This window comes from Xanthomarina sp. GH4-25 (assembly GCF_045363175.1).
In the GTDB taxonomy this organism is placed as follows: Bacteria; Bacteroidota; Bacteroidia; order Flavobacteriales; family Flavobacteriaceae; genus Xanthomarina.
This window is the reverse complement of record NZ_JBJFLO010000001.1, coordinates 24,091-37,605: the sequence shown is the minus strand read 5'-3', so window position 1 is coordinate 37,605 and position 13,515 is coordinate 24,091. Positions and strand designations below refer to the sequence as shown.

The following is a 13,515-nucleotide window of genomic DNA, read 5'->3' as shown; positions in this document are numbered from 1 at the left end:
GCTTACTGCTTTAATTTTTTAAATGATGTATGTGAATGGATAATTTTCCATTCTCCATTAATTTTTTCAAGAATTGAAGTCGCCACACCTTTGCTTTCAATAGTTCGCTCTTGTGTACCTTTAGCCTCATCACCTTTTAGAACTATCGTATATATATAGTTTTCAGTAGTATAGGCATAAGATAAATTTACAGTAGTGTTGATTTCATAATCTGAAAATGTAAAGCTTTTAAAATGACCTAATTCTGGTCCTAAATGATGGTCTATATAATCTTTATAAGTCCCTTCTACTTTACCTTGCTCAAATACGGTTGCATCTGGTGTAAAAAGCTCAAAAGTACCTTCGGTAGTTAGATTTTGAATAGCATCTTTATATGCCTTCATTACTTTTTCAACTGACTGTTTTTCAGATTCTATATCTATAACTACTTCTTTTGCTAACGTTTCTACTTCAACTTTTTCTTTGTTTTTACAACTGCTAATAATTGCAAAACTTAAAAGAATGAGTAATACGGATTTTTTGAGTTTCATAGGATTGGTTTTTAATTAGTTATACTGTCTTTTAATCTTTCCATATAGTCAATAACTCGTTGGGCTTCTGCTTCTGAAAACCTTGCTTCTTTATGAATCAAAGTATAAGAAGATAAAGGCATCTCATCACTTTCAACCTGCTTAATAATTGAATTTAATTTACTTGCCTTTCTTCGATTTGATAAAGAGTCCCATTCACTAAAATTTAATTCGGCTTTTCCCTCTTTAATATGGTCTTCCATAAACCAAGCTATTGGCTGAATTTTGCTATACCAAGGATATGATGTATTGTTGCTGTGGCAATCATAGCAAGATTCTTGTAATAGTGTACTAATGTTTTCTGGTGGATTGTTTACCAACAAAAAATCAGTACTAGTAACAATATCGCTTTGGTTTAGCTCTGTGGGCACAAACTGTATGCCCACAAAAGCTACCAATAAGACGAATCCTATGATTTTTAAAAATTTCATTTAGTTTATTTCTTTCTGTACTTTACCACAAGACATCATTTTGCTACCATAGTATGGGTTTTTAATATCCTTGCTCATACTCAACCAAGCGCTTCCACCATCGTACATTGGGCAAAATTGTTGGTACAACGTATTTTCTGTTCCAGTAATGGCAACCATATCAATAATATCCTTGCTCAAGGTCTTGAAATGCTCACGTTGGTGATCTATTTCGCTTCTACTAATATGCTCTGCGTGTTCTATTGCATCTGCAATGATATCCTTTAACTCTTTTTGTTGTTCAGCAGTGTATTTGCTTACGTCAAAACTTTTTAAAGAACTTTCCAATTTTTTACCTGCTTTGGCAGCATCTTCTTTATTGGTGGCTACCAATGCTTCTTTAAGAGTCATATAGTCTGCCACAACTTGTTTTGCATCTGATGTTTGAATGTTGTTGTCTACCACATCGTTGGATGTGTTCAAATTGTCGTGATTCATTACCTCATCGCGATTCATTTCTGAGTTCATTGCTTCTTCTGAATGTTCTTTTTTACTGTCTTTACAAGACATTGCTGATAGACTTACGAAAGTCATTACCATAATTGCTGTTGTTACGCTTACTTTTTTCATTTTGTTTATGTTTAGATTATTATTTAATTAAAATTGTTTTTTTCTTCCGATTTGAGGTTATTTAATTCAAAATCCATATCCCTATTTATCAATAGTTTAAAGTTGCACCAAAACCAATTCCCATATCGCTGTCATAATGCGTTGAAATTCCTAAATTTCGGGTAGCTATATATTTAAGACCAGTCATATATTCCTTGTCTGTATTTATCATAAATGCCCAACGAAATCTTGGCGAAATAGGAATATCTTCTCGCATTAACTGAAAACGTACATTGCCATCTGTAAAAATTTCTCCTTGTAATATAACAAGCATAGGCAAGGTATACTCTGCTCCTAAACTCAAAACCGCTCTCTGGTCTTTTGTGTTGGTTTGTCCAAAAATGTTTGTTTCAACCTTACCATTGGTTTTTCGGTATCGCCAATCAAAACCTACAAATGGCATAAACCATTGGTTCTTACCAATATACCGTCCAATATGCGTTTCAGTTTCATAACCGTGTTCATCGTGATAACCCAAACGCCATTCTGTACCAAAACTCCATCGTGTATTTTGAAACATTGCTTTTCCGTCATTTCCATTGGTTGCAAAGTCATTTTCTGCCATAAAATGAAGTTGGTTGCTTTCTGATTGCAGTTTCCTATAAGCCCATTCTTTATTTGGTAAATATGGATTTGGTGCTTGTTTTTCATAACTGAAAACCCTATTCATTCCAGCCATCATATGATATAAAATATGACAATGAAAAAACCAGTCGCCTTCAACATTGGCAGCAAACTCAATAACATCGGTTTCCATTGGCATTATATCTAACACATTTTTTAGTGGTGCATAATCACCTTGTCCGTTTAAAATTCTAAAATCGTGTCCGTGAAGGTGCATTGGATGTCGCATCATTGAACCGTTATAAAGGGTAATCCTTACATTTTCTCCTTTTTTTATGAGGATTTTATCGGTTTCAGAAAGTACTTTGTTATCCATACTCCAAACGTAACGGTTCATATTTCCTGTTAATTCAAAGCGCAACTCCCTTACTGGTGCATCTTTTGGCAATGTTGTTGGCTGTGGTGCTTTCAGCATTCCATAATTTAAAGTTATTATGTCCTGGTTAGCATTCATTGAATCGTTGGAATGATTCATATTATCGTCCATTACCATCTTTTCATCCATTTTCATTTCAGGATTCCCTGTAATTTCTGGATACATTACTGTATTCATATCCATTTGCTGGTAGGACATATCCATTCCCATATCGTCCATAGAACCATCCATATTCATCATATTATTCATCATCTTCATTCCCTCAAAATACTTTAGCCTTGGCATTCTACTTTTTAGTTGCATTTTACCTTTTCCTAAAAAAATTGAAGCCGATTTTGTTCGGTCTTCTGGTGTTACCAAAAATTCATAAGCCGTATCATCATTTGGGATTGAAACTACAACATCATAAGTTTCAGAAACTCCAATAATTAATCTGTCTACATCTACAGGCTCCACATCATTACCATCATTGGCTACAACGGTCATTTTACCTCCAGCATAATTCAACCAGAAATACGAGGATGCACCACCATTTGAAATGCGTAAACGAACTTTATCTCCAGCCTTGAATTGTGATAGTTGGCTTTCGTTTTTCCCATTAATTAAAAACTTATCATAATACACATCACTTACATCCATTGCCAACATACGTTTCCATTCATTGCCTAATTTGGTTTTGAAATGTCCTGCTTTTATGGCTTCTGAATAGCTTTGAACGGTACCTTTTTTAATAGCAAACCAATCGTTTGCATTATGCAACATTCGATGAACATTTTCGGGCTTAATATCTGTCCACTCACTTAATATTATCGGGACTTCAGGCAAATCATCAATTCCCTTTCTAAATGTTGGGTCATCCTTTTTTTTCAATAAAACCAACGAGCCATACATTCCAATTTGCTCTTGCAAACCACTATGGCTGTGATACCAATGCGTTCCACTCTGAATAATTGGAAAGCGATAGGTAAATGTTTCATTAGGCTTAATTGGCATTTGAGTTAAATAAGGAACTCCGTCTTCCTTGTTGGGAAGAAAAACTCCGTGCCAATGTAATGAGGTACTTTCGTTTAATTTATTATGAACTACAATTTCCGCAATGTCTCCCTCTGTAAATGTCAAGGTTGGCATTGGTATTTGTCCGTTAACTGCAATTGCCCTTTTTTCTTTACCAGAATAGTTAACAATTGTGTCTGTCATTGTTAAATTATAACGAACAACATTTTGACCGAATATGAAATAAGTTGGCAGTATTCCAAAGAATATAACTACACATTTTATTTGCTTTTTCATTTTATCTATTAGTTAAATAATTAACAATCGTGGTCTGCACATAATAGGTTCTCACAGATTCAATTTGGTTCATTTGAAACTTTAGCTGCAACTCTTGAATATCCAAAACATCATTAAAATCTATCGTTCCTGTTTCGTAGCTTTTCATTAAAATATCTTCCGCGTCTTTGGCTTGTTTTAAATTTTTGGTTTGGGTATTATAACTTATTCTTGCAGAAATGCGTTCGTTAATCGCTTTGTCTAAAAGCGTTTCCAAAGTATTTAAACGTTCCTGTTTTTGAGCAGTAATTTCCTGCTGTTGTAACTCATTTTGTTTGGTTTGCGATTTATATTTCTTATTAAAAATTGGGATAGAAACTGAAACCATTGGCATTACAATATCCTTTCCGTTATCGCTGAAATCCATATTTGGTCTTTCAGCAACATTGATATAATCTAATCCAAAACCAATCATAGGACTGCTTTCTTTTTGATTCAATAATTCTGATTGCTCTATGGATTGATAGAGTTTATCATATTTAAGTAATTCAGGATGTAATGCTAAATTTTCAGAAGTAATATCAAAGTCTTCTGAAGGTATCATTAAGCTATCTACCACATTCACGGTAACATCATTATCTCTATTCAATAGATTATTGAAGTTAGTTTGTTCTGCTAAAAACTGTTGTTGCAATACATCTTTTAATTGTTGCATTTCGTTTTGACGCATTTGCAATCGCAACACATCTACTGCGGATGCTTTACCAACCTCAACAGAAGTTAATGCCAACGTTTCATAAGTTTCTAATAGTTTGATGTTTTCAGTTAAAACCTCTTGCTTTGCTTTGTTAGCGTATAGATTATAATAGGATTGTGATACCGAAGCCATTAGTTTTCGCTTTGCGATGACAATGTCTTCGTATTTAGCATCTGCCAATGAACTCACGTAATTTTCTCTCGAAGTAATAGTCCCAAACCACGGTAACATTTGTTTAGCAGATACTTTAAAGCGTTGTGCACCTGTTCGTGTTTCTGGCTCACTCACAAAATAACCAACACCAAATTCGGTATTAGGAATGGTGTTGACCTCGTTTACCTTTTCGGAAGCTCTTTTGTATTGTAACTCAAACTTTTGAATTTCTGGATTGTTTGTTAAGGCTTCATCGATAAGTATTTCTAATTGTTGAGCGTTCGCAAAAAGACTCAAGAAACAAGAGCCAAGAGCCAAGACGATTTTTATTTGTATTGATTTATATTTCATTTTGATGTTCTTTTAAGTTGAACTTCTGCTTTCCAGCTATACAATACTGGTACAACAAACAAAGTGATTAAGGCTATAAGCATTCCACCAAAACTTGGTATTGCCATAGGTATCATTATATCGCTTCCTCGACCTGTAGAGGTTAATACTGGTAATAATGCTAAAATGGTCGTAGCTGTAGTCATTAAACACGGTCTGATTCGTTTTTCACCTGCTTCAACAACGGATGCTCTAATTTCCTTTTTATTATCTGGTGTATTTCTATCGAATGTTTGGGTTAAATAAGTTGCCATTACTACACCATCATCTGTTGCAATACCGAAGAGCGCAATAAATCCAACCCAAACTGCTACACTTAAATTGATTGGGTGCATCTGGAATAAATCGCGTAGGTTTTCACCAAAGAAATTAAAGTTTAAAAACCAACCTTGACCATACAACCAAATCATAATAAAACCACCTGCAAATGCTACTGCAATACCTGTAAATACCATTAATGACGTACCTACAGAACGGAATTGGAAATACAGAATTAAGAAAATAATTGCTAATGCTAAAGGCACAACAACCGACAAGGTTTTTTCGGCTCGCAACTGATTTTCGTATGTTCCTGTGAATGCATAGTTGATTCCTTTTGGTACAATTAGCTCACCAGAATCTATCTTTTCTTGGATTAGTACTTGTGCATTTTCAACAACGCTTACTTCTGCAAAACCATCCATTTTATCAAATAAGACATAGCCAACTAAAAAGGTGTCTTCACTTTTAATAACTTGTGGACCTTGTTCGTATCGGATAGTTGCCAACTCGCTTAAAGGCACAGGACTACCCTTTTCAACTGGTACATAAATCTGTTGTAAGTCTGTTGGGTTTGCTCGTAATTCTCTTGGGTATCGTACGCGTACACCATATCGCTCTCGACCTTCTACCGTTTGGGTTAAGACCATACCACCAACTGCTACTTTTAATACATCTTGAACATCTTGTATCGAAATGCCATAACGTGCAATTTTCTCTCTATCAATATCAATTAACAAATAGGGTTTACCAACAATACGGTCTGCAAAAACAGCTTCTTTTTTAACACCTTCAGCTTCCTTGATGATGTTTTCTAATTGCACACCAAACGCTTCAATCTGCTTTAAGTCTTGACCTTTTACTTTAATTCCCATAGGTGCTCTCATTCCTGTTTGAAGCATTACCAATCGGGTTTCAATAGGTTGTAGCTTTGGTGCAGAGGTTACGCCTGGCAATTTGGTAACTTTTACAATTTCATTCCAAATATCGTCCGGTGACTGTATTTCTGGTCGCCAATTACGGTAGAACTCGCCATCATCGTCTGGAATGAGTTGAGACCTTTCGACTGCGCTCAAGGTGACATTTTCAATAGTATTTGGATTTGCGATGAATCGTCCATCTTTCAATTCATACATACCATCATCATTGACTTTATAGCGTTGGCGTACTCCGTTTTCATTCAGCATATATTCTGGTTTATACTGAATGATATTTTCATACATCGACAAAGGTGCTGGGTCTAACGCTGATTCTGTTCTACCTGCTTTACCAACTACGGTTTCAATCTCTGGAATACTGGCTACTGCCATATCCAATTGCTGTAAAACACGTTTATTTTCTTCCACGCCAGAATGAGGCATCGAGGTTGGCATTAGTAGAAATGAGCCTTCATTTAATGAGGGCATAAACTCTTTGCCTGTATTTTTCATAATGAAAAAACCTGCAATTACAATAGCCGTTGGTACAGATAAAAACAATAACTTATTATCTAAACACCACCTTAAAATACGTGTGTAGTATTTTATAAATAATGAGAAAACACCTAATAAACCAAAGCAAATAACACTCACAAAAATGAGATTCCAAAAAATGCTTTTATCAACGCCTAATGGTCTCCAATATTCGGCTAACAAGAATACAATAGCTGATACCGAAATAATGATATTGATAAGATTAGCTTGCTTGTCTGTTATCTTACTTTGAAGATTGAGAAATGCTGTAATCCCAAACGCAATTAAAATTAATCCTAACCAATATCCATAGACTATGGCTACGATTCCCAATGCTATTAAAACACCATTTAAAACATATTTAAAAGAGTTTTTGATGTTTTTCTTTCTGAATAAAAATGCAGCAAACGGTGGAATTAAAAACAACGCTACTATTATAGAAGCTGTTAATGCAAAAGTCTTTGTGAAAGCTAATGGTCTGAATAGTTTTCCTTCCGCTCCAATCATTGTAAATACAGGAATGAAACTGATAATAGTTGTCATAACTGCGGTTACGATTGCACCAGACACTTCAGCTGTTGCGTTATAGACTACTGTGTTTATGGGTAACTTTTTATGAGATTCCTCGTCGCTCGTTCCTTGCTCTGTCGGAATGACATTTTCGTTTTCATCCAAATGCCTTATAATGTTTTCTGATAGTATGACACCTACGTCGACCATTGTACCAATAGCAATAGCAATACCAGATAAAGCAACAATATTTGCATCTACACCAAAGAACTTCATGGCTATAAACACCATCAACACAGCTACCGGTAATAATCCTGAAATAAGTATAGATGCACGAAGATTAAAAACCATTACAATAATGACCAAAATGGTAATCAGTATTTCTAAAGTCAGTGCTTCGTTAAGTGTTCCAAGGGTTTCCTGTATGAGTTCAGTTCTGTCATAAAAAGGCACAATGGTTACTTGGGACGTTCTTCCATCTGCCAATACTTTTGAAGGTAAGCCTGCACTTAATTCATTAATCTTCTCTTTCACATTATTGATGACTTCCATTGGGTTTGCACCATAACGAGCTACCACAACCGCACCAACAACTTCAGCACCTTCTTTATCCAAAATCCCACGTCGTGTTGCAGGACCTAAAGAGACTTTTCCAATGTCCTTTATCTTAATAGAAGTATAGTCTTCGGAAGTGACTACTGCGTTTTCGATGTCTGAAACAGATTTAACATACCCCAAACCACGTACTAAATATTCGGCTTGGTTAATTTCAAGAGTTTGCGCTCCAATATCCCTGTTACTTTCCTTAACAGCTTTTACGACTTGATTTAAACCGATATTGTATTGTCGCATCAATTCTGGATTGACATCCACTTGATACTCTTGAACATAACCTCCGATAGAAGCGACTTCCGAAACACCACTTGCAGAGGATAGCGCATATTTCACATAGTAATCTTGAATACTTCGTAATTCCTGTAAATCCCAACCACCAGTAACATTTCCGTTTTCGTCACGACCTTCAAGAGTGTACCAAAAAATTTGTCCTAACCCTGTGGCATCTGGACCTAAAGCAGGATTAACACCTTCTGGCAATAATCCACTTGGTAAGGAATTGAGTTTTTCGAGAATACGACTTCTACTCCAGTAAAATTCTATATCCTCTTCAAAAATGATATAGATACTTGAAAAGCCAAACATAGAGGAACTACGAATGGTTTTTACTCCAGGAATACCCAATAATGATGTGGTTAATGGATAGGTAATTTGGTCTTCTATATCTTGTGGCGAACGTCCATCCCATTTGGTAAAAACGATTTGTTGGTTTTCGCCTATATCTGGTATGGCATCTACAGCAACTGGATTACTTGGTAAGAAACCAGTATCCCTATTGAAAGGTGCATTAACCGTTCCCCATCCTACAAAAAGGACGAGTAGCAGAACTGCTACGAGTTTGTTTTCTATTAAAAATTTGATGCTTTTATTGAGCATTGGCTTTGATTATTAAACAGTTAGACATTGGTGTTACGACAACACCGAATACAGCGAATTATCCTTACGACATTGCAGTCATAGGATAAAAAAGTCTATTGTTTAAAAATCAAATTAAGTATGTTTCGTCAATCTTGTAGAGTTGCCTTATGACGAGTGGCGGTTTATATTCTTCGTAAGTAGAAACGTTATTTTCTAAACCTTCAAAAAGGTTAATGTAAGTGTAAACAAATGAAGCTAAAAATACTTGTTGTTCAAATGTGATTTTGTCAACTTGCAATTGTAATTCGTCTTGACCTTCAATTGCTAATTGTTTATCATCACAACAATTTTTCTTGGTAATAGAACATCCTTCGGTTGAAGGCTTTTCCATTTCCATTCCGCACCCTTTGGCTTTATGAAAAATAGCAGTTTCTACTAACGTATCTCCGCAATAATGCATATTCACAGTAAATGACATTGTAGAGAATAACACTACAAAAGCCATTGCTAAAGACATTATTTTATGGAAAAATTGCTTCATATCTATTTGCAAAGGTATAAAAAATTTTAACAACTATTGATTTTGTTTAACAGAAGTTTAATTGATTAATCTGCTTAATCCCATTTCATTTTCTGCAATCGAACTGCATTTAAAATTGCTAATAATGCTACTCCTACATCTGCAAAAACAGCTTCCCACATTGTGGCTAAACCACCTGCTCCTAATATCAAGACAATAACTTTAACTCCAAACGCTAAAATGATATTTTGCCAAACAATTTTTCTTGTAGAACGACTTATTTTAATGGCTCTAACTACTTTTGAAGGTTGGTCGGTTTGAATGATAACGTCTGCTGTTTCAATAGCTACATCACTACCCAAACCACCCATTGCAATTCCAACGTTACTTGCTGCTAAAACAGGCGCATCGTTTATACCATCCCCTATAAATGCTACTTTATTTTCAGGATTCTTTTTTAAAATTTCAACTTCGTTTAACTTATCTTCTGGTAATAAACCACCTTTAGCATTTTCAATATTTAGTTCTTTAGCGACTTGTTGAGTAATGGAATCTTTATCACCAGAAAGCATCATAATATTTTTAATGCCTACTTTGTGTAATGCTGTAATTGTTTCTTTTGCATCTTCCTTTAATTCATCTGCTATGACTACATAACCTGCAAATTGATTATCGATTGCAACTAATACTATCGATTCTACAATAGATTCCGTTTCCGTTGGAACATTTATATTATCCGCAGTCATTAAGGCTTTATTTCCTACTAAAACTGTTTTACCATTTACAATTCCTTTTAATCCTTTACCTGCAATTTCAGAAACGTCTTGAGCTTCAAAATCTTCTCCTTCTGATTTATACTCTAAAATTGCTTTAGCAATTGGATGCGTGGATTGTTCTTCCATCGCCATTAAATATTGCATAAATTCGGTTTCTTTCCAATCAATTGCTTTTACTTCTTTGATTTTAAAAACACCTTTAGTTACGGTTCCTGTTTTGTCCATTACCAAAGTATTTATCTTGGTCATTGCATCTAAAAATGAAGCACCTTTAAATAAGATTCCATTTTTTGAAGCTGCTCCCAATCCACCGAAATATCCTAATGGAATTGAAATCACTAACGCACAAGGACAAGATATTACCAAGAAAATTAATGCTCTGTATAACCAATCTCTAAACACATAATCATCTACAAAAAAGTAAGGTATAAAAGTAACACCAATAGCTAAAAACACTACAATTGGTGTGTAGATACGAGCAAACTGTCTGATGAATAATTCTGTTTTAGATTTACGTGCTGTTGCATTTTGAACCAAGTCTAATATTCTCGCAATAGAACTGTCTTCAAACTTATTGGTTACCTCAACTTCAATAACGCTTTCCAAATTAATACTACCCGCGTAAACCTTTGCTTCTTTTTGAATGGAATCTGGTTTGCTTTCTCCTGTTAACGCAGCTGTATTTAAAGATGCTTTTTCGGATAATAAAATGCCATCCAATGGAATTTTTTCACCTACACGAATTTGAATTTTCTCTCCAATATTGACAACTTCAGGCGAAACACTTTTATAATCTCCCTCACGAAATACATTGGCTTCTTTAGGTCTAACATCTAATAATGCTTTTATATTTCCTTTTGCACGATTTACAGCAGCACTTTGAAATAATTCGCCTACTGCATAAAATAGCATTACTGCAACACCTTCGGGATATTCACCAATAACAAATGCACCAATGGTTGCTATAGACATTAAAAAGAACTCTGTAAAAACATCACCTTTTTTAATACTAATCCAACCCTCTTTTACAACAGGAAACCCTACAGGAAGATATGCAATACCATACCAAGCAATACGAATCCAATCCTTAAAGAATGAAACATCAAAATAATCTAAACCTATACCAATGATAAGCATTGTAAAACTTATTATTGCAGGCACGTAGGTTTTGAATGCACTTCCATTACCGTGATTATGACCATCATTATGCGTGTGTTGCACTTCTGAATTTGGTTTTAAATCTCTTAAATTGACTTTCTTTTTTTTCATTTAATATCTAATAATTTTTCAATGTCATTGGGAATAGGCATTCGTTTTAATGGTGGCACGTTTGCTCCACCAGTATTACCAAGTGGAACGTGATTTATAAATGATTTCCAGCCACCCACAAGCAACCTAATTATTTGACCTATTACTTCTTTCGTATCTTTTTGTCTAAATCCAAACTTTAGCATAAGCCAATGTGAATAGGTATGTTCTATAGGATAAGATTGTCCTATTATATGACTACGTTCTAAATGATACCAAGCATTACCAAACTGCTTATTTTCTAAACAGAAACTGTATTGTTTTAATTCTTGGTTATACGCCTGTTTTAGATGTTTAGGTATTTTAGTATTAAACTTCATATCCTCTAATTTTGGATAAATGTACTTTAATAGTAAGTGCAATGGAAGTGCAATAATTAGACACTACACTTATCGCAAATACCTTTTACCACCAAATTTACATTCTCTGACACAAAACCATCTGGCACTTTTATTTGAGGTATTTTATGTTCTGTTAAGCAAATGGTTTCATTGCAATTATTACAATGAAAATGTAAATGCAAATCGTTTTTAATATCACAATTACATCCCTCTTCGCATAACGCATATTTTGTTATCCCTGTGCCATCGTCTATTTGATGGACTATTCCTTTATCTTCAAATGTTTTAATAGTTCTGTATAAGGTAGTTCTATCTGCTTTTTCAAAAGCATTTTCAATGTCACTTAATGTTACTGCTATTTCTTTTTCTGCAAGAAACTTATATATAAGCAAACGCATTGCTGTAATACGAATTTGTTTTGACTCTAATAATTGTTCTATTGTCTGCATAATTAATGTTCGTGTTCTGCTTCTCCTTTTTTCATTTCTGCGTTAAGGTAATAAGCATTGTTATAGGCAAATTGTGTGTTACTTTCTATATCTTCAATAAATTGAACCGATACCCAATCACCATCTTTAGTACCTAACACAACTTCGATAGGTTTAAAGCTCCAATCGTCATTTTCTTTTTCTACTGAAAACACATAATATCTTTCGCCTTCTTTTATAATTGCACTTTCTGGTAAAGCTTTTGTTTGGGTATTATCTACTTGAATTTTACCTTGAATATACATACCAGGAATTAAATTACCTTTTTTGTTTTCTATTTCTGCGTGAACGTGAACTGCTTTTGGGTTGTCCTCAAAGGTTATGCTTACGGAATAGATTTCTGCGGTAAGTTCTGTATCTGGTATAGATTGTACCGTAAAGTTTACTCTTTGACCCTTCTGTACTTTATGGACATCTTTTTCAAAGACCATAAAATCGGCGTGAACGTGATGCGTATTTACAATTTCAAATAATTCGGTTTGTGGCTCTACATATTGACCTGTTTTTACTTCAACTTTTTGCACAAAGCCTTCTATTGGACTTCGCAATGCTATGCGCTGTGCAATTGTTCCATTGCGAACTGATGTAGTGTTAACGTTGAGTATTCTTAATTGCGCTTCTAAACCATTAACCATTGCTTTTGATGCTTGATATTCTGCTTCTGCTTTCTGGAAATTAGCACCAGAACCAACACCAGCATCGTATAATTTTTGTTGACGTTCATAATTTTTCTTTGCAAGCTCGCTATTGCTATAAGCGTTTAAATAATCCGTTTGCGCTTGTATGATATTTGGGTGCGATAGATAAGCCACAACTTGACCTTTATTAACCTTATCACCTTCAATCACTTCAATTGAAACGACATTTGCACCAACAACAGTAGTAATAGCTGCTTCGTTTTGTGGTAGTACTTCTAACGTTCCGTTTGCCTCTACATAGCCGCTCATATTACGTAATGCCAACGTATCTATTTTCATTTTTAAAGCATCGAATTGCTGTTGTGATAGCATTACTTCTTCGCTTTCATTATGTTCTTCGTCAACTTCTGTTTTTTCTTCCTCATCGTGGGAATGACCATCATTCTCGTTATGATTTTCTTTATTTCCGCAAGCTGAAACAAAAATGGTTAACACCATTACGGTAAGAATTTTATATATTTTATTTTTCATTGTC

At 34.6% G+C, this 13,515-nt stretch carries 11 protein-coding genes; all 11 read right to left on the bottom strand.

The genetic code is table 11. The annotated features are described in order from the left end of the window. Window positions 1–2 precede the first annotated feature (2 nt). Window positions 3–530, bottom strand: coding sequence for a YybH family protein (locus ACI5KZ_RS00160; protein WP_406846531.1), 528 nt, complete (start codon window positions 528–530; stop codon window positions 3–5). An 11-nt stretch (window positions 531–541) separates the two neighbouring features. Continuing rightward, entirely contained in the window at window positions 542–1,000 is a 459-nt protein-coding gene (locus tag ACI5KZ_RS00155) for a heme-binding domain-containing protein (protein WP_406846530.1), read from the bottom strand. After that, a complete protein-coding gene (locus ACI5KZ_RS00150) occupies window positions 1,001–1,609 on the bottom strand; it encodes a DUF3347 domain-containing protein (RefSeq protein WP_406846529.1) in 609 nt (202 codons plus the stop codon). 88 nt (window positions 1,610–1,697) lie between these two features. Next, window positions 1,698–3,845: a multicopper oxidase domain-containing protein gene (locus ACI5KZ_RS00145; protein ID WP_406846528.1), complete on the bottom strand. Its 2,148-nt coding sequence runs from the start codon at window positions 3,843–3,845 to the stop codon at window positions 1,698–1,700. 94 nt (window positions 3,846–3,939) lie between these two features. Beyond that, window positions 3,940–5,178, bottom strand: coding sequence for a TolC family protein (locus ACI5KZ_RS00140; RefSeq protein WP_406846527.1), 1,239 nt, complete (start codon window positions 5,176–5,178; stop codon window positions 3,940–3,942). Continuing rightward, the gene (locus ACI5KZ_RS00135; RefSeq protein WP_406846526.1) at window positions 5,175–8,927 is read right to left on the bottom strand and encodes an efflux RND transporter permease subunit; all 3,753 of its coding nucleotides are present in this window, start codon (window positions 8,925–8,927) and stop codon (window positions 5,175–5,177) included. The genes ACI5KZ_RS00140 and ACI5KZ_RS00135 overlap by 4 nt, the downstream gene beginning before the upstream one ends. A 109-nt stretch (window positions 8,928–9,036) precedes the next feature. Continuing rightward, the gene (locus tag ACI5KZ_RS00130) at window positions 9,037–9,450 is read right to left on the bottom strand and encodes an HYC_CC_PP family protein (protein WP_226742850.1); all 414 of its coding nucleotides are present in this window, start codon (window positions 9,448–9,450) and stop codon (window positions 9,037–9,039) included. Between the two features lie 74 nt (window positions 9,451–9,524). Beyond that, window positions 9,525–11,474 carry a heavy metal translocating P-type ATPase gene (locus tag ACI5KZ_RS00125; protein ID WP_406846525.1) on the bottom strand — a complete coding sequence of 650 codons (1,950 nt, stop codon included), beginning with the start codon at window positions 11,472–11,474 and terminating at the stop codon, window positions 9,525–9,527. After that, window positions 11,471–11,833, bottom strand: a complete 363-nt coding sequence (locus tag ACI5KZ_RS00120) for a DUF3703 domain-containing protein (RefSeq protein WP_013622781.1) — start codon at window positions 11,831–11,833, stop codon at window positions 11,471–11,473. Before ACI5KZ_RS00120 ends, ACI5KZ_RS00125 begins: the two co-directional genes overlap by 4 nt. Window positions 11,834–11,889: 56 nt before the next feature. Then, window positions 11,890–12,303 (bottom strand): Fur family transcriptional regulator, encoded by a 414-nt coding sequence (locus tag ACI5KZ_RS00115; RefSeq protein WP_072349413.1) that lies wholly within the window; start codon window positions 12,301–12,303, stop codon window positions 11,890–11,892. 2 nt (window positions 12,304–12,305) lie between these two features. Beyond that, window positions 12,306–13,511, bottom strand: coding sequence for an efflux RND transporter periplasmic adaptor subunit (locus tag ACI5KZ_RS00110; protein ID WP_072349414.1), 1,206 nt, complete (start codon window positions 13,509–13,511; stop codon window positions 12,306–12,308). Window positions 13,512–13,515: the final 4 nt, after the last annotated feature.